A 24,572-nucleotide genomic window follows, 5' to 3' on the forward strand; every position below is an offset into this window, starting at 1 on the left:
GCTCATCCGCGCAAGCCAGCAGGGCGGCTCCGGCCGCAGCGACGGCTGCAGTGACGCCTGCCGCTCCCAACGCACCTGCCAGCGGCACCGCGCAACATGCTGCGCACGCTGCTCCCAGTCCCAGAACCGATTTCCAACTTGCCATTTCTGCCTCACGTGGTCGAGCACAGCGCTCGGGCGGCAAGGTAAGACCTCAAGCGACTTGAGGGGCAAGGATTTTCTTGCGGTGATTCGGGTGTCGACAATGAGGTCATGGACATCCTCAAGACGCTGGCTCTCTTTGTTGTCACGGCCGTCGCCGAGATTGTGGGCTGCTACCTGCCCTACCTGTGGCTGAAGCAGGGCAAGACTGCCTGGCTGCTGGCGCCTGCCGCATTGAGCCTTGGCTTGTTTGCCTGGCTGCTGTCCTTGCACCCGACGGCGTCCGGCCGGGTGTACGCAGCCTACGGCGGTGTCTACATCCTGGTCGCCGTGATGTGGCTGTGGGCCGTTGATGGCGTACGGCCAACAACGGCCGACCTGGTGGGCGTCTCGGTGAGCTTGATGGGCATGGTCATCATTATGTGGGGCGACCGGTCTGCGGCCTGAGCTCCGCGGGTAAGGCCCCGTCCGGTCCGCTGGGAGGCTGGTTTTACGGCGGGAAATAGAATTTATATCTCTCGTAAGAGCTTTTAATGAGCCTAATCGCTCTTATGAGGGTTTCTGTTCTTGATGAGCTTGACCTGCGTTTCAATGAGTCATATATTGCACCTTATAAGGGCTCTTAACAGAAATAGCAGTCTTGCTGTGGGCGGTAAAGCTATGACAAGTCCAATTCCCCTTCCCGTTGAGCGGGCACTGGCACGGCTGGGTCAGAACATCTCGCTGGCTCGGCGGCGCCGTCACATGTCGCAGCAGATGCTGGCGGAGCGCATCGGCGCTTCGTTGAACACCGTTCGCCGGATGGAGCAGGGACATTCGGGCATGGCGCTGCAGCATGTAGCCCGCGCGTTGCAGGTCTTCGGGGAGCTCGACAAGCTTGAAGCCCTCTTGGACACCCCGCAGGACAGCGTGGGGCTGACGCTGATGGACGAGGCGCTGCCGCAACGCATCCGAACCCGCGCGCGCACCCCTGAATCGGGTTCGTTCTGACGATGGCGTCGCAACGAAAGCCAAGCGCAACGCAGGTCGAGCTGGATGTGTTTCTCGGCGCGGCTGAGCATGCCGTGGGCAAGCTGGTGTACGTGCGTGCCGGGCAGCGGGAGTTCTCCCAGTTCGCCTATAGTGAAAGCTGGCTCTCAGACCCGCGCTTCTTCGACGTGTCGCCCGACCTGGACAAGACCGTGGGCCACCAGGTTCGCCGGGCTGCGACCAAGGAGGACTCTGTGTTCTTCTTTGCGCTGGCAGACACCGAGCCTGATAGCTGGGGTCGGCGGGTCATCGCACGTGCGCACGCCAAGGAGCGACAAAAGAATCCGGCGCTCGGCCCGCTGACCGAGCTGGACTACCTCTGCGCGGTCGACGACCACAGCCGAATCGGCGCCTTGCGCTTGCGCGATGCCAGCAAGCGCTATCTGCGCAGCGTTGCGACGGGGCAGCGCACTACGCCCGCGTTGTTGGAGCTTGAGCACATGCTCTCTGCCAGTCGCGCCGTAGAGCAGAGCAAGGAATCGGCTGAGGACTTGAGGTACCTCCTTGGCAAGGCAACCTCGCTGGGCGGCCTTCGGCCCAAGTGCAGCATCGTCGATGAAGATGGCGCACTGGCCCTGGGCAAGTTCCCGAGCGTGCAAGACGAGCGCAGTGTGACCCGCGGCGAGGTCTTGGCGCTGCGCCTGGCGCAGCTGGCGGGTATTGAGGTGGCCTCGGCCCGCATCGTCACGGTCCAAGGCGAACCGGTGGCGGTCATCCGCCGTTTCGACCGCACCGCGGAGCAGGCGCGCATCCCGTACATCTCCGGGGCCACGCTGCTGCAGTCCAACCGGGGCGACGAGCGCGCGTACACCGAGTTGGTCGACGCGATGCGCTCAAAGTGCCTCGCCTTCAAGCGAGACGCACAGCAGTTGTGGCGGCGGATGGTGTTCAACCACCTGGTCACCAACGTGGACGACCACCTCCACAACATTGGCTTCCTCTACGCCGATGCCAACCTGTGGCGCCTGGCGCCGGCTTTCGACCTGAATCCGTTCCCGGACAAGGAGCGCGAGTCCAAGACCTGGCTCAGCGAAGACACCGGGCCCATCACCTCGGTGGAGACGCTGCTGGCGCAAGCCGCGCGGTTTGAGCTGAGCGCAGATGAAGCCAGACAAGTGCTGGCGGATGTGGTGTCCGCAGTCAGTCGATGGCGACACATTGCGGTGATGCCTGAGGTCGGCATGGCGCAGCATGAACTCGAGGCCTTTGCGCCAGCTTTCGAGCATGCCGAACTGGAGGGTGCTCGGCGCGCCAGCTGCTCGGAGGCGACACAGCAGGGGGCCGCAAACTTGTAGCTATGGCGTAGCCAAATGATGTAACAACAACCTAAGTTGTTGATATTATTGAGTTTACAAGTAATGCTGCATCATGGGCGTGTGGCCGGCGAAGTCCTGGGCGGTAGCGGGGGCGGGGTTGCCGGAAGGGGCTTGCATGACGGTGCAGGGAGATCGGGCGGCAAAGGCGCGGATCTTAGGGGAGGCGGCCGCCAAGCCCGCCCTCCGTGCGTGCCGCCCGCTCAGATCTCGAACACCCCGGCCGCCTCCGCCCGCTGGGCCTGCTCCACCACTGCGCGGGTGAGCGGGGGCGCGAAGCTCTGGATGAAGTCGTAGACGTAGCTGCGCAGGAAGGCCCCGCGGCGCAGTGCCAGCCGGGTCAGGTTGGTGGCGAACAGATGGCGCGCGTCGATGGCTTGCAGCGCCGTGTCGCGCTCCTCGTCGTAGGCGATCGAGGCGACGATGCCCACCCCCATGCCCAGCTCGACGTAGGTCTTGATGACATCCGCATCCATCGCGCCCAGCACCACGTTGGGCGCGAGGCCGTGCCGCTGGAAGGCCTCGTCGATGTGGCCGCGCCCGGTGTAGCCGGGCTCGTAGGTGATCAGCGGGAAGCCGGCGAGGCGCTGCAGCGACAGTCCCAGGCCGGTGGCCGCCTCCTGGGCGAGGGCATGGCCGCGTGGCACCACCACCGCGTGGGTCCAGCGGTAGCAGGGCAGGGCCACCAAGTCGTCGAACTCGGCCAGCGCCTCGGTGGCGATGCCGATGTCCGCCTCGCCGCTGCGCAGCATCTCGGCCACCTGCCGGGGCGAGCCCTGGTGCAGGTGCAACTCCACCTCCGGGTAGCTGCGGGCAAAGTCGCGCACCGCGTGCGGGAGGGCGTAGCGAGCCTGGGAGTGGGTGGCGGCGATCGTCAGCGTGCCGCGGCCCACGGCGGCGTAGTCCGCCCCGGCGCGCCTGAGGTTCTCGGCCTCGACCAACAGCCGCTCGACGATCGGCAGCACCGTCTCGCCCGGGGGCGTCAGCCCGGTCAGCCGCTTGCCGGCACGCACGAAGATGTCCACGCCCAGCTCCTCCTCCAGCTCACGGATCTGCCGGCTCACGCCGGGCTGCGAGGTGTGCAGCGCAGCAGCCACCTCGGTGAGGTTGAAGCCGCGGCGCACGGTCTCCCGCACGGATCTCAATTGTTGGAAGTTCACGCAGGGCATCAGCGGTCTCTGCAGCCGCCGGGTCGATGGGTCCAGGGGAAGCGGCGATTGTGGAAACGCACCATCGAACAACAAACGACTGATTTGTTCTTTCGTTAGTTGATCTACGCATAAGAAGACGACGGGCGGACTCATTCGCTCTGCGCATAAGCAACCTCGCAATCCTTCGTTCCGGGAATCAGGCGGCGTTCCTAGCATGCCGGCGATCGATCCAAGGACCCTCGCCATGACCGCTTCGCCCCCCTCCTCCGTCCGCACCGTTGCCCGCCATCTTCTGGCGGTGGCAGCGCTCAGCCTGAGCTTTGCGCTCCCGGTGCAAGCCAGGGACATCACGCTGCTCAACGTCTCCTACGACCCGACCCGCGAGCTCTACGTCGATTTCAACAGGGCCTTCGCGGCGCATTGGAAGGCCAGGACCGGCGACAGCGTGACCGTCAAGCAAAGCCACGGCGGCTCGGGCAAGCAGGCCCGTTCGGTGATCGACGGGCTGGAGGCCGACGTGGTGACGCTGGCGCTGGCCTACGACATCGACGAACTGGCCGAACGAGCCAAACTCATCCCCGCCGACTGGCAGAAGCGCCTGAAGCACAACAGCTCGCCCTACACCAGCACCATCGTCTTCCTGGTGCGCAAGGGCAACCCCAAGGGCATCCGGGACTGGGACGACCTGGTCAAGCCGGGCGTGTCCGTCATCACCCCGAACCCCAAGACCTCCGGCGGCGCGCGCTGGAACTACCTGGCCGCCTGGGGCTACGCGCTGAAGAAGACCGGCAGCGAGGCCAAGGCGCGGAACTTCGTCGGCGCGCTGCTGAAGAACGTGCCGGTGCTGGACTCGGGCGCGCGCGGCGCGACCACCACCTTCGTCGAGCGCGGCATCGGCGACGTGCTGCTGGCCTGGGAGAACGAGGCGCTGCTGGCGCTCAAGGAGCTGGGACCGGAGAAGTTCGACATCGTCGCGCCCAGCCTGTCCATCCTGGCCGAGCCGCCGGTGACGGTGATCGACAAGGTGGTCGACAAGCGAGGCACCCGCGCCGTCGCGCAGGCCTACCTGGAGTACCTGTATTCGCCCGAGGGCCAGACCATTGCGGCAGAGAACTACTACCGCCCGATCGACCCGGCGGTGGCCGCCAAGTTCGCCAAGCAGTACCCGAAGGTAACGCTCTTCACCATCGAGGACGTCTTCGGCGGCTGGACGAAGGCGCAGAAGACGCACTTCGCCGACGGCGGGACCTTCGATCAGGTCTTCACGCGCAAGTGAGGGCGGGATCGCGATGATCTTCACCCGCACCCTGCTGCGGCGCCACAGCGTGCTGCCGGGCTTCGACCTGGCGCTCGGTTTTGCGCTGCTGTACCTCAGCCTGATCGTGCTGGTGCCGCTGTCGGCGGCCTTCCTGAAGACGGCCACACTGAGCTGGGGCCAGTTCCTGGAGGCCACCACCACGCCGCGGGTGCTGGCCTCGTACCGGCTGACCTTTGGCGCGTCCTTGCTGGCCGCTGCCCTCAACGCCCTGTTCGGCCTGATCGTTGCCTGGGTGCTGGTGCGCTACGACTTCCCGTTCAAGCGCCTCGTCGACGCCCTGGTGGACCTTCCCTTTGCGCTGCCCACCGCGGTGGCCGGCATCGCGCTGACGGCCATCTGGGCCCAGAACGGCTGGCTCGGCCAGTGGCTGCCCTTCCAGGTCAGCTTCACGCCGCTGGGCGTGTGGGTGGCGCTGGTCTTCATCGGCCTGCCCTTCGTCGTGCGCACCGTGCAGCCGGTGCTCGAAGACGTCAACCAGGAGCTCGAAGAAGCCGCTGCCACGCTCGGGGCCACGCGCTGGCAGACCTTTGCCAAGGTGGTCTTTCCGATCCTGTCGCCGGCCCTGCTGACGGGGTTCGCGCTGGCCTTCGCCCGCGCGCTGGGCGAGTACGGCTCGGTCATCTTCATCGCCGGCAACATGCCCATGATCAGCGAGATCACGCCGCTCATCATCATCAGCAAGCTCGAGCAGTACGACTACGCCGGCGCCACCGCGGTGGCCGTGGTGATGCTCGGCGTGTCCTTCGCCCTGCTGCTGGCGATCAACAGCCTGCAGGCCTGGGCCCGCCGCCGTCAAGGGATGCTATGACTGCCGCTGCCGTCACCCACCTGCGGGCCGAGCGCCGGGCCGCTCCCAAGCCGGCCCGCATCCCCTCGGGGGATCGACCGGCGTACTCGACGGGCGAGGGGCGCACGGCCACCGAAGAACCCGCCTGGGTCCGTTGGCTGCTCATCGCCCTGGCGCTGGGCTTCATGACCCTGTTCCTCTTCGTGCCGCTGGCCACCGTCTTCGTCGAGGCGCTGAAGAAGGGCTGGGGCGTCTACCTGGCCGCCATCACCGACGACGACGCGCTCAGCGCGATCCAGCTCACCCTGATCGCCACACTGATCAGCGTGCCGCTGAACGTCGTCTTCGGCGTGTCCGCCGCCTGGGCGATCACCAAGTTCGACTTCCGCGGCAAGAACCTGCTGCTCACGCTGATCGACCTGCCGTTCTCGGTCAGCCCGGTCATCGCCGGCCTGATCTACGTGCTGGTCTTCGGGCTGCAGGGCTGGTTCGGCGAGTGGCTGCGCGACCACGACCTCAAGGTCATCTTCGCGGTGCCGGGCATCGTGCTGGCCACCGTCTTCGTCACCTTCCCCTTTGTCGCGCGCGAGCTGATCCCGCTGATGCAGGCCCAGGGCATCGAGCAGGAGGAGGCCGCCCGGGTGCTGGGCGCCAACGGCTGGCAGATGTTCCGCCGCGTCACCCTGCCCAACATCCAGTGGGCGCTGCTGTACGGCGTGATCCTGTGCAACGCCCGGGCGATGGGCGAGTTCGGCGCGGTCAGCGTGGTCTCCGGCCACATCCGCGGCCAGACCAACACCATGCCGCTGCACATCGAGATTGCCTACAACGAATACCAGTTCGCCGCCGCCTTCGCCGTCGCCTCGCTGCTGGCCGGCCTGGCGCTGGTGACGCTGGGGGCCAAGTTCTCAGTGGAACAGCGCATGAAGAAGGAAGCCCGATGAGCATCGAGATCCGCAACCTGAACAAGCGCTTCGGCGCCACGGTGGCCTGCGACCACATCGACCTGGACATCCCCTCGGGCGAGCTGGTGGCGCTGCTGGGCCCCTCGGGCTGCGGCAAGACGACGCTGCTGCGCATCATTGCGGGGCTGGAAGTGGCCGACAGCGGCAGCGTGCTCTTCCATGGCGAAGACGCCACCCACACCCACGTGCGCGAGCGCAACGTCGGCTTCGTCTTCCAGCACTACGCGCTGTTCGGCCACATGACGATCTTCGAGAACGTCGCCTTTGGCCTGCGCGTGCGGCCGACCCGGGCGAAGCCCGGCTCCGGCATTCGCTCCCGCCCGAGCGACGCCGAGATCAAGCGCAAGGTCATGCAGCTGCTGGAGCTCGTGCAGCTGGACTGGGTGGCCGACCGCTACCCGCACCAGCTCTCCGGCGGCCAGCGCCAGCGCATCGCCCTGGCGCGTGCGCTGGCGGTGGAGCCCAAGGTGCTGCTGCTCGACGAGCCTTTCGGCGCGCTCGACGCCAAGGTGCGCAAGGAGCTGCGCCGCTGGCTGCGCCGCCTGCACGACGAGGTGCATGTCACGAGCGTCTTCGTCACCCACGACCAGGAAGAGGCGATGGAGGTGGCCGATCGCATCGTCGTGCTCAACAAGGGCCGCATCGAGCAGCAGGGCAGCCCGGACGACGTCTACGACCGGCCGGCCACGCCCTTCGTGCTGCAGTTCCTGGGCGACGTGAACCTCTTCCACGGCCGGCTGGGGCACAGCCCGGGCGGTGCCACCGCGCACGAGGACGTCACCTACGTGCGCCCGCACGAGCTGGAGGTGCTGGGCGAGCCGCTGAAGCTCGACGACGGTCACGCAGAAGGCACGGTCTGGCCGGTCACCTTCAGCCAGGCGCTGACGGTGGGCCCTCGCACCCGGCTGGAGTTCAAGCGCGACGACGGCAGCTACGTGGACGTCGAGCTGCCGCGCGCGCGCTGGCAGTCGCTGCGCGAGCAGCTGGGGCTGGACGCCGGCCAGCGCGCCTGGCTGCGCCCGCGCCACGTCACGCGCTTCGTCGCCGGGGGCGAAGCCGCCGTGCAGGACGACCCGGCGGCGGCAATCTGAGTCAGCAGCAGGATCGCGGCAGGCCTGCGGCTCAGCGCCGCGGCCAGCCCCGCACCCCGCCCGGGTGGCGGTGGCCGCGCCCCGCGTGCCCCTCGTCGGGCCCCTCGCAGGCGCGGCGGTAGGCCTGCAGCGTGCGCTGCGCCCGGCCCAGCACCGTGCCCGGCGGGTAGCTGCCGTGCTCCAGCGCGCCATAGGCCAGCCCGGTGAGCAGCTCCATGCCCTCGGCGGCCGAATCGGCGGTGTAGAGGTGGAATCGCCCTGCGGCCACCGCCTCGACCACCCGCTCGTCGAGCATCAGGTGGTGGGCGTTGCGCGCCGGGATCAGCACGCCCTGGCGGCCGTCCAGCCCCAGGCCCTCGCAGGTGCGGAACCAGCCCTCGACCTTCTCGTTGATGCCGCCCACCGGCAGCATCTCGCCGTGCTGGTTGATCGCCCCCGTCACCGCGATGCCCTGGCGCAGCGGCGTGCCCGCCAGGCTGGACAGCAGCGCGTAGAACTCGGCGCAGGAGGCCGAGTCGCCCTCCACGCCGCTGTACTCCTGCTCGAAGACCACCGAGCCGTTCATCGCCAGCGGCGCGATGTGCGCGAACAGCGCCGCCAGGTGGCTGTGCAGGATCAGCACGCCCTTGCTGTGGATCGGCCCGGCCATCTCCACCTCGCGCTGGATGTCCAGCAGGCCCTCTTCGCCCGCGTGGCTGCGCGCGGTCACCCGCACCGGGAAGCCGAAGGCGTGGTCGCCGGGGTCGACCACCGTCAGCCCGTTGACCTGGCCCACGCGCTCGCCGCTGGCGGCGATCAGCCGCTCGCCGTCGACGATGCTCTCCTGCAGGCGCTGCTCGGGGTAGTCGTGGCGGTGGCGCTGCGCCTGCCGGGCGGCCAGCAGGTCCTCAGGGGCCACCCGCGCCGCGCCGCGTGCCTGGGCCAGGGCGGCTGCTTCCAGCAGCAGCGCCTCGGTGCGGCCGAACAGCGCGCTCTGGCGGCGCTGGTCCTCCGCCTCGCGGTGGGTCGCCTCGATCAGCGCCGCCACCGCCGCGGCCGAGGCCTGCGGCAGGCCGTGCTGCTCGCAGAGCTGGGCCACGAAGATCGCGCTGGCCAGGTAGGAGCCGGGCGAGGCGCCGAAGCTCTCGGCAAAGTCCACCTTGCAGCGAAAGCGCCGGGCGAACTCCGGGTCGCCCTCCTGCACCAGGTAGTACTCCTCCACCGAGGCGATCAGCACGATCTTGACCTGCACGTCCACTGGCTCGGGCTGCAGCGACACCGCCGAGATCGGCGCCACCGCCAGCCCCGGCTCCTCGATCTGCAGCCGCCCGCTGCGCAGGAAGCGGCGCAGCTTCTCCCAGACCTGCGGGTCGCTCATCAGGTCACGCAGGTGCAGCAGCAGGAAGCCGCCATGCGCCTTGAGCAGGCTGCCGGCGCGGATGCGCGAGAAGTCGGTGACCAGCACGTCGTTCTCGCTCTCGTACTCGATGCTGCCGAACAGGGAGCGCCACGTCGGGTTGTCATCGACGATCACCGGCGCGCCCTGCTGCGCGTGGTGGGCCTCGGCGTGGTCGACCACCACGTTGACGCGCAGCCGCGCCGTCAGCGCCATCAGCCCGGCGACGCGCTCGGCCTCGTCCACATCGCCGTCCACGGCGGCAGGCTGGAACAGCGCCAGGTTGTCCAGCACGTCCGCCTGCACGCCGTCGAGGTACTGCGCCAGCTTGCGCCCGTCCTTGATCTGCTTGCGCAGCGCCGCGCGGATGGCCTGCAGCGCATGCTCCAGCAGCGGCTTGACCATCTGCCGCCGCAGTGCCGCCAGCGCCTCGCGCTTGGCCAGCTCGCGCACCTGCATCGCCTCCAGGTGCGGCGCGATCTCCGCACGCAGCGCCGCCTCGGCCGCCTCGTTGGCGGCGCGCTGCGCCAGGCTCAGCGTCAGCACCTTGGCGGCGGTGAGCGGCTCGCCGGCCTCGTCGCGCTGGGTGAAGATGAAGTGGCCCTCCTCGCGCAGCAGCGCGAAGTGGTGCGCCTCGGCACAGGCCGCCAGCTCGACAAAGGTGCGCTCGTCCTCGGCCTGCGCCGCAGCCTCGATGCGCTCGATGGCTGCCTTGGCCTCCGGTGACGCCAGCCGCTTCGGGATCTGCTCGTGCAGCGTCTTGGCAAAGTCGCCCATCAGCTGGCGCAGCAGCCGCCCCTCGCCGGCGGGCAGGCGCAGCGCGCGCGGCTGCTCGGGGTTTTCGAAGTGGTGCAGGTAAACCAGGTCCGGCGGCACCGGCCGGCTCGCCGCCACCTCGCGCATCATCTGCTGCATCAGCGTGCTGCGGCCCGTGCCCACCTCGCCCAGCACGAACAGGTGGTAGTCCGGCGCCTGCATCGTCAGCCCGAACCGCGCCGCCTGCTCGGCCCGCTCCTGGCCGATCCAGGGCAGCGGCTGCCCGATCAGCTCGGCGGTGTCGGCAAAGGGCAGCGACGCCGGATCGATCGTCAGGCGCAGGGCGGCGGGCGGGAGGGAGACAGCGGGCATGGAGCGGGCCGGTGGGCGGCTGGGAAGCGAGAGAGTCGCTCGATTGTGCGCTGCCTCCCTCCGCCAAAGCCACCGTGGCAGACTGCCTCAACCGCCGGGCACCACCGCCGTCACCTCGATTTCCACCTTCGCGCGGTCCTCCACCAGCGCCGCTACCTGCACGGCGCTCATCGCGACGGCGAACTCGCGGCCCAGCACCTCCCGGTAGGCGCGGCCGATGTCGGCGGCACGGGCGAGGTAGTCGCGCTTGTCCATCAGGTACCAGGTCATGCGGCAGATGTGCTCGGGGCCGGCGCCGGCCTCGGCCAGCACCGCACGCACGTTCAGCAGCGCCTGGCGGGCCTGGTCGACCAGATCGTCGCTGTCGAACTGGCTGGCGGCGTTCCAGCCGATCTGGCCGGCCACGAAGACCAGCCTGCCGCTGGCGGCCACGCCATTGGCGTAGCCCTTGGGCACGGCCCAGCCAGCCGGTTGCAGCACTTGCTTGGTCATTGCGAATCCTTGAGCTTGAAGCGCTGCAGCTTGCCGGTCTGGGTGCGCGGCAGGTCGCTGCGGAAGGCAACGGCGCGCGGGTACTTGTAGGGCGCGATGGCCTGCTTGACATGATCCTGCAGCAGCCGGGCCATCGCGTCATCGCCCACCTGGCCCGGCCGCAGCACCACGAAGGCCTTGACGATCTGGCCGCGCTGCTCGTCGGGCACGCCGATCACGGCGCACTCGGCGACCGCTGGGTGGGTCATGAGCGCATCCTCCACCTCCGGGCTGGCGATGTTGTAGCCGGCCGAGACGATCATGTCGTCGGTGCGCGCCTGATAGAAGAAGTAGCCGTCGGCGTCCATCAGGTAGGCGTCGCCGGTGAGGTTCCAGCCGTCACGGACGTAGCCTGCCTGGCGCGCGTCGTCCAGGTAGCGGCAGCCCGTGGGGCCCTGCACTGCCAGCTTGCCGACCGTGCCAGGCGGAACCTCGCGGCCGTCGTCATCCACCACCCGGGCGCGGTAGCCCGGCACTGCGCGACCGGTGGCGCCGGGGCGGCTGTGGGCCTCGTCGGCCGAGATGAAGATGTGCAGCAGCTCGGTGGCACCGATGCCGTCGATCAGCTCGATGCCCGTGGCGTCCTTCCACTGCGCGCGGGTGGCGGCGGGCAGCACCTCGCCGGCCGAGACGCACTGGCGCAGCGGCGTGCGGCGCAGCTCGGTGCCGCGCGCGGCCAGCGTGCGGTAGGTGGTGGGCGCGGTGAACAGGGTGGTGGCGCCGAAGGCCTGGATGCCGTCCAGCAGCTGCGGCGGGCCGGCCTTCTCCAGCAGCACGGTGCTCGCGCCCACGGTCATCGGGAACAGCAGCAGGCCGCCCAGGCCGAAGGTGAAGGCCAGCGGCGGACTGCCGATGAAGACATCGTCCGCTCGGGGCCGCAGGATGTGGCGCGGGAAGCCCGCGCACACCGCCATCACGTCGCGGTGGAAGTGCATCGTCGCCTTCGGGATGCCGGTGGTGCCGGAGGTGAAGGCGAAGAGGCAGCAGTCGTCCGCCGCGGTGTCCACGTGGGTGAAGTGCCCGCTCTGCCGGGCCATCGCAGCCTCCAGTCCGTCGGGCGAGAGGTCCGACCCGTCCCCGCTGAAGTGGCGCAGCTGCCGCAGCACCGGCACCTCGGGCCGCGCCATCGCCAGCTCCTCGGCCAGTTGCACATCACACAGCGCGTGTGTGACCTGGCCTTTCTCGATGATGGCCTTGAGCTCCTTGGCGCGCAGCAGCGGCATGGTGCCCACCGCGATGCCGCCCGCCTTGATCACGCCGAACCAGCAGGCCGCCAGCATCGGGTTGTTCGGCGCGCGCAGCAGCACGCGGTTGCCGGGCACGAGGCCCATCTCGCCGACCAGCACCTCGGCGATGCGGTTGGCCCGGTCCTGCAGCTCGGCGTAGGTCCAGACCAAGCCGCCGGGCGCGCGAATCACCACCCGGTCGCCCCGGCCCTCGGCGATGTGTCGGTCCAGCAGCTCGCTGGCGCAGTTCAGCCGCTCGGGGAACTGCAGCTCGGGCCGATCGAAGAGGAACTGCGGCTGCGCCTCGGGGGCCGGCAGGTGTTCCCGCGCAAAGGTGTCCTGGTGTGCACTGCGGATCATGCGCTCACCTCCTTCAGCAACTCGCGGGCGATGATGAGCTGCTGCACCTCGGTCGCCCCTTCATAGATGCGCAGCGCACGGATCTCGCGGTAGAGCCGCTCCACCGGCTGCTCGCTGACCACGCCCAGGCCGCCCCAGAGCTGCACCGCCGCGTCGATCACTTGCTGCGCGCCCTCGGTGGCCACCATCTTGGCCATCGCCGCCTCGCGGGTCACGTTGCGGCCCTGGTCACGCTGCCAGGCAGCGCGGTAGGTCAGCAGCGCGGCCGAGTCGATCGTGGTGGCCATCTGCGCCAGCTTGGCCTGGGTGAGCTGGAAGTCGGCCAGCACGCCGCCGAACATCTTGCGGGTGGTCGCGCGCCGCAGGCCCTCGTCCAGCGCCCGGCGGGCAAAACCCAGCGCGGCGGCGGCCACCGAGGTGCGGAACACGTCCAGCGTGCGCATCGCCACCTTGAACCCTTCGCCCGCCGCGCCGATGCGTGCGCTCGCCGGGATGCGGCAGCCGCTGAAGCGCAGCCGTGCCAACGGGTGAGGCGCGATCACGTCGATGCGCTCGGCGATCTCGAAGCCGGGTGTGCCGGCCGGCACGATGAAGGCGCTGATCCCGCGGGCGCCGGGCGCCTCGCCGGTGCGGGCAAAGACCACGTAGACATCGGCGATGCCGCCATTGCTGATCCAGGTCTTCTCGCCGTCGAGCACGTAGCCGTCGCCCCCATTCGACGATTCCCGCCGCGCGGCACAGGCCAGCGCCGCCACGTCGGAGCCGGCCTCGGGCTCGGACAGCGCGAAGGCACTGATCGCCTCGCCGGCGGCCACCTTGGGCAGCCAGGCGGCGCGCTGCTCGGGCGAGCCGGCCAGGCTGATCGCCCCCGAGCCCAGGCCCTGCATGGCGAAGGCAAAGTCGGCCAGCCCGCTGTGGCGCGCCAGGGTCTCGCGGATCAGGCAGATGCTGCGGGTGTCGATCACCTCGGCCGCGCCGCCGTGGGCGGTGCCGCCCACCGCGTGGCGCAGCCAGCCGGCGGCGCCGAGCAACTTCACCAACGCGCGGCACTCGGCGTCCACGTCCAGGCCGTGTTGGTGGGGCACGTGGGCCGTGGCCCAGGCGTCCAGCTCGACCGCAAGCGCGCGGTGGCGGTCGTCGAGGAAGGGCCAGTCGAGGTAGGCGGTGTCGGCCATCGCGTCAGTTCCCCTGGAACACCGGCCGCTGCTTGGCGGCGAAGGCCTCGTAGGCGCGCCGGAAGTCGTGGGTCAGCATGCACAGCGCCTGCGCCTGCGCCTCGGCCTCGATGGCCTGGTCCACCGTCATCGCCCACTCCTGGTGCAGCATGGTCTTGGTGATGCCGTTGGCGAAGGTCGGCCCCTCGCAGAGCTGCGCGGCCAGCGCCTGCGCCTCGGCCAGCAGCGCCTCGGGCGCGACCAGCCGGTTCAGCCAGCCCCAGCGCTCGCCCTCTTCGCCGCCCAGGGTGCGGCCGGTGTAGAGCAGCTCGCTGGCGCGGCCCTGGCCGATGAGGCGGGGCAGGATCGCGCAGGCGCCCATGTCGCAGCCGGCCAGGCCGACGCGGTTGAACAGGAAGGCGGTCTTCGAGCGCGCCGTGCCCAGGCGCAGGTCCGAGGCCATGGCCAGGATCGCCCCGGCGCCGGCGCAGACGCCATCGAGTGCGGCGACGATGGGTTGCGGGCAGGCGCGCATCGCGCCCACCAGATCGCCGGTCATGCGGGTGAACATCAGCAGCTCGGGCGCGGCCAGGCGCACCAGCGGGCCGATGATCTCGTGCACGTCGCCGCCGGAGCAGAAGTTGTTGCCCGCGCCCGCCAGCACCACGGCGTGGATGTCGTCGGCGTACTTCAGCGCCCGGAACAGGTCGCGCAGTTCGGCGTAGCTCTCGAAGGTCAGTGGGTTCTTGCGCTCCGGGCGGTTGAGCGTGATGATGGCCACGGCGCCGTGCACCTCCCAGCGGAAGTGGGTGGCCCGGTAGCCGGCCAGCGCTCGGCGGTTGCCGGCGAGCAGGCCGGGATCGATGTCGGTGGATGTCGTGTTGCTCATCGGTGTGTCCTCACATGACTTCGCCGCCGGAGACGGAGATGCATTGGCCGGTGATCGCCGACGCGCCGGCTCCCAGCAGCCAGCGCACCGCGTCGGCCACCTGCTCGGGCTGAACCAGGCGGCGCTGCGGGTTGCTGGCGGCGAACTCGGCGCGCGCCTGTTCGGGCGTGCGGCCGGTCTGGGCCACCACGTTGGCCACGCTGTCGCGCAGCAGGTCGGTCTCGGTGTAGCCGGGGCACACCGCGTTGACGGTGACGCCGCTGGCCGCCAGCTCCAGCGCCATCGAGCGCGTCAGCCCCACCACGCCGTGCTTGGCGGCGCTGTAGGCCGCCACGTAGGCATAGCCGCGCTGGCCGGCGGTGCTGGCGATGTTGACGATGCGGCCCTGCCCGCCGGCCCGCAGGTCGGCCAGCGCCGCGCGGCAGCACAGGAAGGAGCCGGTCAGGTTGACCGCCAGCATGCGCTGCCACAGCTCCGCAGAGGTGCGGTGCAGCGGCGCGCTCTGTGCCTGGCCGGCGTTGTTGACCAGGCCCCAGACCGGGCCCAGCGCGGCGCGCGCGCTGTCGAAGGCGGCCTGCACCTGGGCCTCGTCGGCCACGTCGGCGACGACGCAGTGGTGCCGCCCTTCCCGTCCCTCCGCGGGGGGCGGCAGGCTGGCGGCCAGCGCCTGCAGCGCGTCCAGGCGACGGCCCAGCAGCGTCAGCCGGTGGCCGTCGGCCGCCAGCAGGTGGGCGATCGCGGCGCCGATGCCGCGCGCCGCGCCGGTGATCACGATGTGCCGGCCCGTCACTTCACCGCTCCGGCCTGCTGCGCGGCGCGCTGCGCCAGCGCTTCCATCTGCGACTTGCCCGAGACCAGCTGCTTCGGCCAGGCGATCGGCGTGTAGCCGATGCGCGCCGCCTCGGCCAGGGTCCAGGCCGGGTTGGCCAGGTGCGGGCGGCCCACGGCGCAGAGGTCGGCGCGGCCGGCGGCGATGATCGAGTTGACGTGGTCGGCCTCGCTGATCGCGCCCACCGCCATCGTGGCGATGCCGGCTTCCTGGCGGATGCGGTCGGCAAAGGGCGTCTGGTACATGCGCCCGTAGGTGGGCCGCTGGTCCGGCGAGACCTGGCCGGAGGAGACGTCGATCAGGTCGGCCCCGGCCGCCTTGAAGGCGCGGGCCACCTCCACCGCATCGGCCGGCGTCAGGCCGCCGTCCACCCAGTCGTGCGCCGAGATGCGCACCGACAGCGGCCGTTCGGCCGGCCAGGCCGCGCGCACCGCGGCGAAGACCTCCAGCGGCCAGCGCAGGCGCTTTTCCAGCGGGCCGCCGTACGCATCCGTGCGGTGGTTGGTCAGCGGCGAGATGAAGCTGGAGAGCAGGTAGCCGTGCGCGCAGTGCAGCTCCAGCCAGTCGAAGCCGGCCTCGGCGGCGCGGGTGGCGGCGGCAACGAAGTCCGCCTGCACCCGGTCCATGTCGGCGCGGGTCATGGCGCGGGGCAGCTGGCCCCCCTTGTCGATCGGCAGGTAGGGCTGCGCGCTGGCGGCCAGCAGCGGCCAGTTGCCGACGGGCAGCGGCTGGTCCATGCCGCCCTCTTGCCAGGGCACGCAGGTCGAGCCCTTCGGCCCCGCATGGCCGATCTGCACGCCGATGGCGGCGTCGCTGTGCGCATGCACCCACTGCACGATGCGCCGCCAGGCTTCGCCCTGCGCGTCGTTCCATAGGCCCGGGCAGCCGGGGGTGATGCGCGCCTCGGGGCTCACGCAGGTCATCTCGGCCATCACCAGCGCGGCGCCGCCCAGGGCGCGCGCGCCCAGGTGCACCAGGTGGTAGTCGCCGACCAGGCCATCGACGGCGCTGTACTGCGCCATCGGCGAGACGACGACGCGGTTCTTCAGCCGCAGGCCCTTGAGCGTGAAGGGCGTGAACATCGGCGGCACGGCCTGCGCGGCATCCAGGCCGGCTCGTCCGGCGAACCAGCGCTCATAGCCCTCCAGCCAGCCAGCGTCGCGCAGGCGCAGGTTCTCGTGGCTGATGCGCTGGCTGCGCGTGAGCATCGAGTACATGAACTGCTCGGGCTCCAGCTGGTCGCAGTAGCGCGCGCCACAGACCTCGAACCACTCCATCGCGTTCCAGGCCGCGTTCTGCAGGCGCAGGGTTTCCACGCTGCGCTCGGCCTGGTAGCGGGTCAGCACCTCACCGAGGTGCTCGGGCGAATCGCCCGAGGTGGGGCCCAGCAGCTTGAACTGCCGCACCAGCTCGATCGCGTCCTCCAGCGCCAGCTTGGTGCCCGAGCCGATGGCGAAGTGCGCTGTGTGCACCGCGTCGCCCACCAGCACCACGTGGCTGCCATGCTCGTTCTTCAGCCACCACTGGCCGCAGACCACGCGCTGGAAGTTCAGCCAGGCCGAGCCGCGCAGGTGGCGCAGGTTGCTCAGCAGCCGCTCGCCCTGCAGGTTGTCGGCAAACAGGCGCTCGCAGAAGGCGATCGATTCGGCCGGGTCGGCCCGGTCCAGGCCATGCGCCAGCCAGACGTGCTCCGGGCACTCGACGATGAAGGTACTGGTCGTCTCGTCGAACTTGTAGATGTGCGCCTGAAACCAGCCGTGCTCGGTGCGCTGGAAGTCGAAGGTGAAGGCGTCGTACAGCCGCTTCGTGCCCAGCCAGATGTAGCGGTTCGGCCGGGTGACGATGTCGGGGCGGAAGGCCTCGGCGTAGCGGCCGCGGATCTTCGAGTGGATGCCGTCGCTGGCGATGACGAGGTCGGCATCGGCGTAGTCCAGGTCCGACTCCGCCTCGGTGTCGAACACCAGCTCCACCCCCAGCGCCTCGCAGCGCGCCTGCAGGATGTTGAGCAGCTTCTTGCGGCCGATGCCGACGAAGCCGTGGCCACCCGAGCGGATGCGCCGGCCCTTGAACCACAGCTCGATGTCGTCCCAGTGGTTGAAGGCCTGCTGGATCTCGTCGGCCGTCACCGCGTCCCACTGGCGCATGTGGTCCATCGTCGCGTCCGAGAACACCACGCCCCAGCCGAAGGTGTCGTAGGGCCGGTTGCGCTCGACCACGGTGATGTCGTGCGCGGGGTCGAGCTGCTTCATCAGCAGCGCGAAGTACAGGCCGGCCGGGCCGCCACCGATGCAGACGATCTTCATGCTGGGTCACTCCAGGGCGCATTGCGGGTTCGGGTTTTAGTTTAGTTCTAAAGCTTTAGGACTAAAGTACATTGAAACCCTGAGCCCACCCGACACCGCCCGCACCGCCATGAAGCCCGCCCTGCGCCCTGCCCTCCTGCCTCCGCAGGACGAACCGCATCCCGGCCTGGAATCGCGCGCCGCCGACGACGACCACCTGGCCGTGCGCACCTGGCTGCGCCTGCTGGCCTGCACCACGCAGATCGAGCAGGACATCCGCAGCCGGCTGCGCGAGCGCTTTGGCACCACGCTGGCGCGCTTCGACTACCTGGCCCAGCTGGAGCGCCACCCCGAGGGCCTGCGCATGAGCGCGCTGTCGCGCTGCCTGATGGTCACCGGCGGCAACGTCACCGGGCTGACCACCCAGCTGGAGGCCGACGGCCTGGTCGAACGCCAAGCCGACCCGCAGGACGGCCGCTCCTGGCGCGTCGTGCTCACCGCCCGCGGCCGGGAGGACTTCGCCGCGATGGCCGTCGAGCACGAGCAATGGATCCGCTCGCTGTTCGAGGGCCTGCCCCTGCCCGAGCAGCAGCAGCTCTACGAGCTGCTGGGCCGGCTGCGCACGCGGCCACCGCGCAGCGGATGAGGGTTGGCCCGCCCTGTTGGAACGAACCGACACCACGCCGTCCGGAACCGCCTTAGCGTCGCAGCCCCATGAACACCCCCGCGCTTTTCGACATCTCGCCGCTGGTCAGCGCCGAGGCGCCGATCTTCCCCGGCGACGAGCCCTACGCGCTGCGCTGGACCGCCCGCCTCGGCCCCGATTGCCCGGTCAACCTCAGCGCGCTGACGCTGTCGCCGCACATCGGCGCCCACGCCGACGCCCCATTGCACTACGCCGATGGCGCGGCGTCGATCGACGCGGTCGAGCTGGACGCCTACCTTGGCCCCTGCCGGGTGATCCACGCCATCGGCTGCGGCCCGCTGATCGGCATCGAGCAGCTGCGCCACGCCGAGTCCGGCCTGCCGCCACGCGTGCTGCTGCGCAGCTGCGCGCGCGCCGACACCGTCTGGAACCCCGCCTTCAGCGCCTTCGCGCCCGAGGCGCTGACCTGGCTGGCCGAGCGCGGCGTGCGGCTGGTCGGCATCGACACGCCCTCGGTCGATCCGGCCGACAGCAAGACGCTGGAGGCCCACCAGGTCCTGCGCCGGCACGACCTGCGCGTGCTGGAAAACCTGGTGCTGGATGCCGTGCCCGAGGGCGACTACGAATTGATCGCACTGCCACTGAAGCTGGCCGGCGCCTGCGCATCACCGGTCCGTGCGGTGCTGCGCGCCTTGTGAACCTGGAGGCAAGACAATGACCGAGCCGATCACCCGAGCCGCCTGCGCCGCGCGCGATGCGGCCGACCCGCTGGCGCCGCTGCGCGTGCAGTTCACGCTGCCCGAGGGCGTCAACTACCTCGACGGCAACTCGCTGGGCGTGCTGCCCGCCACCACCGCCGCGCGGGTGCAGGAAGTCGTCACCGCCGAGTGGGGCCAGGGCCTGATCCGCAGCTGGAACAGCGCCGGCTGGATCACGCTGCCGCAGCGCGTGGGCGACAAGATCGCCCGGCTGGTGGGCGCCAAGCCCGGCGAGCTGGTGGTGGCCGATTCCACCTCGGTCAACCTGTTCAAGGTGCTCAGCGCCACGGCACAGATCGCCCGCGCCGACGACCCGCGCCGCACGGTGATCGTCTCCGAGCGCAGCAACTTCCCGACCGACCTCTACATCGCCGAATCGGTGGCCGCGCAGCACGGCCTGACGCTGGAGCTGCTGGACATCGACGCGATTCCGGCGCGCCTTGGGCCCGACGTCGCCATCCTGATGCTCACCCAGGTCAACTACCGCAGTGGGCGCATGGCCGACATGGCGGCGGTGACGGCACTGGCGCACGCCGCCGGCGCGCTGATGCTCTGGGACCTGGCGCATTCGGCGGGTGCGGTGCCGGTGGATCTGAACGCTGCCAATGCAGACTTCGCCGTGGGCTGCGGCTACAAATACCTCAACGGCGGCCCCGGCGCGCCCGCCTTCGTCTGGGCGCACCCGCGCCACGCCGACCGCTTCTGGCAGCCGCTGTCGGGCTGGATGGGTCACGCCGCGCCCTTCGTCTTCGAGCCTGGCTACCGGCCGGCGCCGGGCATCGGCCGCTACCTCTGCGGCACGCCTTCGGTGATCGGCCTGAGCGCGCTGGAGTGCGGCGTGGACAGCCTGCTGACCGCCGAGCCGCTGGGCGGTATGGCGGCGCTGCGGGCCAAGTCGGTCGCGCTGTCTGAGCTGTTCATCGCGCTGGTGCGCGAGCGCCTGGCCGGTTCGGGCCTGACGATCCACAGCCCGCTGGACGCCGGGCGGCGCGGCAGCCAGGTGTCGCTGGGCGTTCCGACCGACGGTTCGATCAACGGGTATGCGGTGATGCAGGCGCTGATCGCGCGCGGCGTGATCGGTGACTACCGCGCCGGCGATGGCAGCGCCGCCGAACCGCACCTGCTGCGCTTCGGCTTCACGCCGCTCTACACCCGCTTCGTCGACGTGTTCGACGCGATCGAAGCCCTGGCGGCGGTGCTGGCCAGTGGCGAATGGCAGCAGCCGCAGTTCACGCACAAAGGAGCCGTGACATGACCTGTCCCTACCACGCCGAGGGGGCCGCCGGCCCGCGCGGCGAATCCATCGTCGCCACCGAGGGCGCCCAGCTCGACTTCTCGGGCGACATGAGCTACGGCGACTACCTGCAGCTCGACGCCGTGCTGAACGCGCAGAAGCCGCTCTCGCCCGACCACAACGAGATGCTCTTCATCGTCCAGCACCAGACCTCCGAGCTGTGGATGAAGCTGATGTTGCACGAGCTGCGCGCCGCCGTGGGCGCCATCGCCCGCGACGCGCTGCCGCCGGCCTTCAAGATGCTGGCGCGCGTCTCGAAGATCATGGAGCAGCTGGTGCACGCCTGGGACGTGCTGGCCACCATGACGCCGCCCGAGTACTCCGCGATCCGCCCCTACCTGGGCCACAGCAGCGGCTTCCAGAGCTGGCAGTACCGCTGCATCGAGTTCTCGCTGGGCAACAAGAACGCCGCGATGCTCCGGCCCCACGCCCACCGGCCGGACCTGCTGGCCATCGTCGAGGCCGCCTGGCGCGCGCCGGGCCTCTACGACGAGGCCCTGCGCCTGCTCGCCCGCCGCGGCCTGCCCGTGCCGGCCAGCCACCTCGAACGCGACTGGACCTTGCCCTACCCCGCCAGCGACGCGGTCGAGCAGGCCTGGCTGACGGTCTACCGCGACCCGTCGGCACACTGGGACCTGTACCAGCTCGGCGAGGAACTGACCGACCTGGAAGACGCCTTCCGCCTCTGGCGCTTCCGCCACCTCACCACGGTCGAGCGCGTCATTGGCTTCAAGCGCGGCACCGGCGGCACCGGTGGCATCAGCTACCTGCGCCAGATGCTGGACACGGTGCTGTTCCCGGAGCTGTGGCGCCTGAGGACGGACCTGTGACAGACTCCGGACGCACCCAACGGCATGTCCGCAAGGCCGTGCCGGCTTCACGAGGATCCGACCCATGGCCACCCCTGCGAAAGTCCAAGGTCCGGCGTCCTACTTCCCGTCGATCGAGAAGAAGTACGGCCACCCCGTCGACCACTGGTTCGGCATCCTCCAGGCGGCCGGCGATCGCAAGCACATGGAACTCGTCGCCCTGCTCAAGTCCGAGCACGGACTCGGCCACGGGCATGCGAACGCCTTGGTGGCGTTCCACCTGACCAAGCGCTAGACGCCCCCATCCGCCGCAAAGCACAGACCGGCACCACATCGCACACGCCTTGACGTGGGTCAGAGCCGTGCGTGACGCGGGACGGGCGCCGGCAGGCGCTCCGGCAGAATCCCGGCCGGCCTCGCCGGGTGGGCGCCCGGAGCGGGGCGGGTTGCGTACCGACCTTGCATCGCCCGAAGGAATTTCCCATGAAGAGTTTGACCGCCACCCTGGCGCTTGCCATCGCCGGGCTCGGCCTGGCGGCCCCCGCCGACGCGCAGGAGCGCATCCGGCTCGGGTTCATGAGCCCGCTGACCGGCCCGCAGGCCGCCAACGGCACGGACAACCGGGATGGCGCGCTGCTGGCCGTCAAGGAGATCAATGCCCGCGGCCTCAAGATCGGCGCCAAGCCGGTGCTGTTCGAGCTGGACCTGAACGACGACGCGGCCGACCCGAAGCAGGGCGTGCAGGCGGCGCAGACGCTGGTGGACAAGAAGATCCCCTTCGTCGTCGGCCCGTACAACTCGGGCGTGACGCTGCCGGCCTCGCGGGTGTTCGCGGACGCAGGCGTGGTGGTGCTGACGGTGGCGTCCAACCCGAAGGTGACCGAGCAGGGCCATCAGAACCTGTTCCGCATCGGCGCCAGCGACAACCAGCTGGGCGTCAAGATGGCGACCTACGCCGGCCAGGAGCTGAAGATCAGGACCGTGGCGGTGATCGACGACCGCACCTCCTACGGCCAGGGCGTGGCGCGCGAGTTCGTGCAGGAGGCCAAGCGCCTGGGCATCAAGGTGGTGGCCACCGAGTTCACCACCGACAAGTCGACCGACTTCACCTCGATCCTGACCAGCATCCGCGCCACCAAGGCGGACGCGATCTTCTACGGCGGCTACTCGTCGCAGGCCGGCCCGATGCTGCGCCAGATGCGCTCGCTGGGGCTGAGCATGCCGCTGCTGGGCGGTGATGGCATCTGCTCGTCGGAGACGGTGACGCTGTCGCAGATCGCCACGGGCATCAACGCCTACTGCACCCAGGGCGGCTCGATGCTCGACAAGGTCGAGAAGGGCCAGAAGTTCATCGAGCGCTACCGCGCCGAGTACAAGCGCGACCCGCTGACCTACGCCGCCGCGTTCTACGACGGCGTGGGCCTGCTGGCCGCCGCGATCCAGGCCACGCAGTCGACCGACCCGAAGAAGATCATCGAGCACATCGCCAAGGGCAAGTACGCGGGCGTCGCCGGCGAGTACGCCTACGACGAGAAGCACGACCTGCGCTCCTCGGCGGTGACCGTGTTCACCTTCAAGGGCCGTGACGTGGTGCCGCTCAAGGGGCTGTGACCCAACGGCCCTCGACGCGGTGGAGGGGCGGCAGCCCGCCCGGAGACAGGGGGTCAGGTAACCACTTCGAGCCCGCGCTTTTGCACCAGATGCAGCAGCTTGAGCGCCGTGCCGGTCGGCTTCTTCTGGCCGATTTCCCACTTCTGAACCGTCGATACGCTGGTGTTCAGCAGGCGGGCGAAGACGGCCTGGCTGACCCGGGTGGTTTCGCGGATCTGCTTGATTTGTTCGGGCTGCAAGGGCTCGACCGGCGGCAGGCAGAGCTGGTCGAATTCACGCAGCGTGACCTGATCCATGACGCCGGCCCGGTGCAGACCCACGGCCGTGTCATGCACGGCCTCAAGGATGGGAGATTGGGGCCGTCTCATCGCGCGATTCACCTTCTTCAATTCGCCGGTTTGCTGTCGCACGCCTAGCTGTGTTCTGGATCTCAGGGGCGTGATGTCCGACTTCGGCCGGTCGGATCGTAGCCAGAGAGCTAAGGCTGCGGTGTTGCCGTGGGCACAACGCCCGGTGCGCCCCTATGAGACGACAGGAATGGGCGGAGAACCTCTTCGGCGAACGCTTGAATCTCATCAGTCTTGGATGCGCAGGCCAGTTCGACGATCTCCACGTCGGGCAGGAGCCGCTCGCGTTGGCATGCCTTGAAGAGGGCCTTTTGCCGTCCCTTCACACCCTTCGCGGGAAGCGCGGCGCACACGCTATCCGGCAGTCGAGGCGCGAAGTCGGGTTGGTCGTACACGGTCTCAAACGCGCTCTCGAGCGACCAAAGCGGCATGCAGTAGGTGCCGATCTTTGCAGCGTTGCCTGTTTCAGCCTGGTCTCCGTCCAAGATCGCGATGACCGCATCTGCTGGAGCAAGGAAGCCCTGGTCACGGTTCCGTTGCAGAAGACTGACAACCTGGGGAACGCCACCAACCGGGATAATGATGTAGTTGTAATAAGTTGGGACACAGTACCTGTCAATGTGGTGCTGAATGACCAGTCTGGCTGCATCGTCCTCTACGAGGACGTACCTGTCCCAGCCCTGGAACCCGAACAGCAGACTCTTCACATACGCAAATGAACGCTCTTCCAGCGTCGATTGCTCGCCGGCTGCCTCGAGATAGAGCAACTCGCCCTCGCGCAGGGTTTGCATGAGCGCGAGCGAATGGCTGGTGAACACGACGTTGACCGAAAACTTCTTGCACAGCAAGCGCAGTTCATCGACCAGGCGCGCCTGAGCCGCTGCATCAAGGGAAATATCGATCTCGTCGATGAAGTTAAGCCGGGTTCCCGACTGCAGTCGTCGAAAGAGGTTTACGAGGAAGAACTCACCCGAGCTGAAGTAGTCTTCCCGGACGTAGCGATCGCCATCGACGCGATAGAAGCAGCAGGCACCTCGCGAGAACCTCACTTCCCGCAAACTCTCGAATCGCGCTTCGCCGTAAATACGAGTCAGGAATCCGATCAGGTCATCAGGCCGGGTGTCGTTGTCTAGGATGATCTCCCGGCGGATCTCTGCGTCTGCCTCGGAGAGCGCGTGGAAGTAGCTGAAACGCTGACCGTGGGGCATCGGCAGCTCAACGGCGATCAACGACCGCAGCGACTTCGGCACCGGCTGGTGAGTGCTCAGCGTGCCCACAGCCGGGTCGTAGGTGAATTCGAACGACGCATCGTCCAGGGCGTAACGCACAAAGCTGCTCTCACGCAGCGCGCCATCGGACGTTGTGCGCCGGAACGTGTCTGACAGTGCGAAGTTCATGATCGCCTTCGCCAAGGTAGTCTTGCCAGCGCCATTGCGGCCAACGATGCATAGCGGTGCGTTTCGGTCGAGGTCCACGCTGAATGTGAGCGTCTTGATCGGCCGGACGTCGCTGATGTCTACCTGGAACCGCATGGAACC

23 protein-coding genes are annotated in these 24,572 nt (G+C 69.2%); 13 read left to right on the forward strand and 10 right to left on the reverse strand.

Features of this window, described 5'->3' with window-relative positions:
* Positions 1 to 252: 252 nt before the first annotated feature.
* The 3 genes from NGK70_RS21150 (at position 253) to NGK70_RS21160 (ending at position 2,465) form a co-directional block, all read left to right on the forward strand.
* Positions 253 to 588 (forward strand): YnfA family protein, encoded by a 336-nt coding sequence (locus tag NGK70_RS21150; protein WP_251970445.1) that lies wholly within the window; start codon positions 253 to 255, stop codon positions 586 to 588.
* A 213-nt stretch (positions 589 to 801) separates the two neighbouring features.
* Complete coding sequence (locus NGK70_RS21155) at positions 802 to 1,131, forward strand: helix-turn-helix domain-containing protein (protein ID WP_251970446.1); 330 nt, start codon at positions 802 to 804, stop codon at positions 1,129 to 1,131.
* Positions 1,132 to 1,133: 2 nt separating this feature from the next.
* Complete coding sequence (locus tag NGK70_RS21160; RefSeq protein WP_251970447.1) at positions 1,134 to 2,465, forward strand: type II toxin-antitoxin system HipA family toxin; 1,332 nt, start codon at positions 1,134 to 1,136, stop codon at positions 2,463 to 2,465.
* A gap of 221 nt (positions 2,466 to 2,686) precedes the next feature.
* Here NGK70_RS21160 and NGK70_RS21165 read toward each other — a convergent pair whose 3' ends face one another.
* The gene (locus NGK70_RS21165) at positions 2,687 to 3,643 is read right to left on the reverse strand and encodes a CysB family HTH-type transcriptional regulator (protein WP_251970448.1); all 957 of its coding nucleotides are present in this window, start codon (positions 3,641 to 3,643) and stop codon (positions 2,687 to 2,689) included.
* A gap of 235 nt (positions 3,644 to 3,878) precedes the next feature.
* On the opposite strand from NGK70_RS21165, the gene NGK70_RS21170 reads away from it, so the two are divergent.
* From NGK70_RS21170 to NGK70_RS21185, 4 genes are read left to right on the forward strand one after another with little or no spacing between them, the layout of a single operon-like run.
* Positions 3,879 to 4,910, forward strand: coding sequence for a sulfate ABC transporter substrate-binding protein (locus NGK70_RS21170; RefSeq protein ID WP_251970449.1), 1,032 nt, complete (start codon positions 3,879 to 3,881; stop codon positions 4,908 to 4,910).
* A 13-nt stretch (positions 4,911 to 4,923) separates the two neighbouring features.
* Positions 4,924 to 5,760, forward strand: coding sequence for a sulfate ABC transporter permease subunit CysT (gene cysT / locus NGK70_RS21175; RefSeq protein ID WP_251970450.1), 837 nt, complete (start codon positions 4,924 to 4,926; stop codon positions 5,758 to 5,760).
* Positions 5,757 to 6,683 carry a sulfate ABC transporter permease subunit CysW gene (gene cysW / locus NGK70_RS21180; RefSeq protein ID WP_251970451.1) on the forward strand — a complete coding sequence of 309 codons (927 nt, stop codon included), beginning with the start codon at positions 5,757 to 5,759 and terminating at the stop codon, positions 6,681 to 6,683. The genes cysT and cysW overlap by 4 nt, the downstream gene beginning before the upstream one ends.
* Positions 6,680 to 7,795 carry a sulfate/molybdate ABC transporter ATP-binding protein gene (locus NGK70_RS21185; RefSeq protein ID WP_251970452.1) on the forward strand — a complete coding sequence of 372 codons (1,116 nt, stop codon included), beginning with the start codon at positions 6,680 to 6,682 and terminating at the stop codon, positions 7,793 to 7,795. Before cysW ends, NGK70_RS21185 begins: the two co-directional genes overlap by 4 nt.
* Positions 7,796 to 7,826: 31 nt before the next feature.
* Here NGK70_RS21185 and NGK70_RS21190 read toward each other — a convergent pair whose 3' ends face one another.
* The 7 genes from NGK70_RS21190 to NGK70_RS21220 form a co-directional block, all read right to left on the reverse strand.
* Positions 7,827 to 10,298 carry a Lon protease family protein gene (locus NGK70_RS21190; RefSeq protein WP_251970453.1) on the reverse strand — a complete coding sequence of 824 codons (2,472 nt, stop codon included), beginning with the start codon at positions 10,296 to 10,298 and terminating at the stop codon, positions 7,827 to 7,829.
* An 87-nt stretch (positions 10,299 to 10,385) separates the two neighbouring features.
* The gene (locus NGK70_RS21195) at positions 10,386 to 10,790 is read right to left on the reverse strand and encodes a RidA family protein (protein WP_251970454.1); all 405 of its coding nucleotides are present in this window, start codon (positions 10,788 to 10,790) and stop codon (positions 10,386 to 10,388) included.
* Positions 10,787 to 12,415, reverse strand: a complete 1,629-nt coding sequence (locus NGK70_RS21200; RefSeq protein ID WP_251970455.1) for an AMP-binding protein — start codon at positions 12,413 to 12,415, stop codon at positions 10,787 to 10,789. The genes NGK70_RS21195 and NGK70_RS21200 overlap by 4 nt, the downstream gene beginning before the upstream one ends.
* Positions 12,412 to 13,590 (reverse strand): acyl-CoA dehydrogenase family protein, encoded by a 1,179-nt coding sequence (locus NGK70_RS21205; protein ID WP_251970456.1) that lies wholly within the window; start codon positions 13,588 to 13,590, stop codon positions 12,412 to 12,414. The genes NGK70_RS21200 and NGK70_RS21205 overlap by 4 nt, the downstream gene beginning before the upstream one ends.
* Positions 13,591 to 13,594: 4 nt before the next feature.
* Entirely contained in the window at positions 13,595 to 14,458 is an 864-nt protein-coding gene (locus NGK70_RS21210) for an enoyl-CoA hydratase family protein (RefSeq protein ID WP_251970457.1), read from the reverse strand.
* Positions 14,459 to 14,468: 10 nt separating this feature from the next.
* Positions 14,469 to 15,248 carry an SDR family NAD(P)-dependent oxidoreductase gene (locus NGK70_RS21215; RefSeq protein WP_251970458.1) on the reverse strand — a complete coding sequence of 260 codons (780 nt, stop codon included), beginning with the start codon at positions 15,246 to 15,248 and terminating at the stop codon, positions 14,469 to 14,471.
* Positions 15,245 to 17,590, reverse strand: coding sequence for a bifunctional salicylyl-CoA 5-hydroxylase/oxidoreductase (locus NGK70_RS21220; RefSeq protein WP_251970459.1), 2,346 nt, complete (start codon positions 17,588 to 17,590; stop codon positions 15,245 to 15,247). Before NGK70_RS21220 ends, NGK70_RS21215 begins: the two co-directional genes overlap by 4 nt.
* A gap of 109 nt (positions 17,591 to 17,699) precedes the next feature.
* Here NGK70_RS21220 and NGK70_RS21225 point away from each other — a divergent pair, with 109 nt between their 5' ends.
* From NGK70_RS21225 to NGK70_RS21250, 6 genes are all read left to right on the forward strand, one after another.
* Positions 17,700 to 18,215 (forward strand): MarR family winged helix-turn-helix transcriptional regulator, encoded by a 516-nt coding sequence (locus tag NGK70_RS21225; protein ID WP_251970460.1) that lies wholly within the window; start codon positions 17,700 to 17,702, stop codon positions 18,213 to 18,215.
* Positions 18,216 to 18,283: 68 nt separating this feature from the next.
* Complete coding sequence (gene kynB, locus NGK70_RS21230) at positions 18,284 to 18,913, forward strand: arylformamidase (protein WP_251970461.1); 630 nt, start codon at positions 18,284 to 18,286, stop codon at positions 18,911 to 18,913.
* A 16-nt stretch (positions 18,914 to 18,929) separates the two neighbouring features.
* Positions 18,930 to 20,228, forward strand: coding sequence for a kynureninase (gene kynU / locus NGK70_RS21235; protein ID WP_251970462.1), 1,299 nt, complete (start codon positions 18,930 to 18,932; stop codon positions 20,226 to 20,228).
* Positions 20,225 to 21,097, forward strand: coding sequence for a tryptophan 2,3-dioxygenase (gene kynA / locus NGK70_RS21240; RefSeq protein ID WP_251970463.1), 873 nt, complete (start codon positions 20,225 to 20,227; stop codon positions 21,095 to 21,097). Before kynU ends, kynA begins: the two co-directional genes overlap by 4 nt.
* Positions 21,098 to 21,161: 64 nt before the next feature.
* On the forward strand, positions 21,162 to 21,371 hold the full coding sequence (locus NGK70_RS21245; protein ID WP_251970464.1) for a DUF4287 domain-containing protein: 210 nt from the start codon (positions 21,162 to 21,164) through the stop codon (positions 21,369 to 21,371).
* Between the two features lie 188 nt (positions 21,372 to 21,559).
* The gene (locus NGK70_RS21250) at positions 21,560 to 22,687 is read left to right on the forward strand and encodes a branched-chain amino acid ABC transporter substrate-binding protein (protein ID WP_251970465.1); all 1,128 of its coding nucleotides are present in this window, start codon (positions 21,560 to 21,562) and stop codon (positions 22,685 to 22,687) included.
* A 53-nt stretch (positions 22,688 to 22,740) separates the two neighbouring features.
* Here NGK70_RS21250 and NGK70_RS21255 read toward each other — a convergent pair whose 3' ends face one another.
* Complete coding sequence (locus tag NGK70_RS21255; RefSeq protein WP_310742549.1) at positions 22,741 to 23,097, reverse strand: helix-turn-helix domain-containing protein; 357 nt, start codon at positions 23,095 to 23,097, stop codon at positions 22,741 to 22,743.
* 68 nt (positions 23,098 to 23,165) lie between these two features.
* Positions 23,166 to 24,566 (reverse strand): OLD family protein, encoded by a 1,401-nt coding sequence (locus NGK70_RS21260; RefSeq protein WP_251970466.1) that lies wholly within the window; start codon positions 24,564 to 24,566, stop codon positions 23,166 to 23,168.
* Positions 24,567 to 24,572: the final 6 nt, after the last annotated feature.

The organism is Sphaerotilus microaerophilus, from assembly GCF_023734135.1.
Taxonomy (GTDB): Bacteria; Pseudomonadota; Gammaproteobacteria; order Burkholderiales; family Burkholderiaceae_C; genus Sphaerotilus; species Sphaerotilus microaerophilus.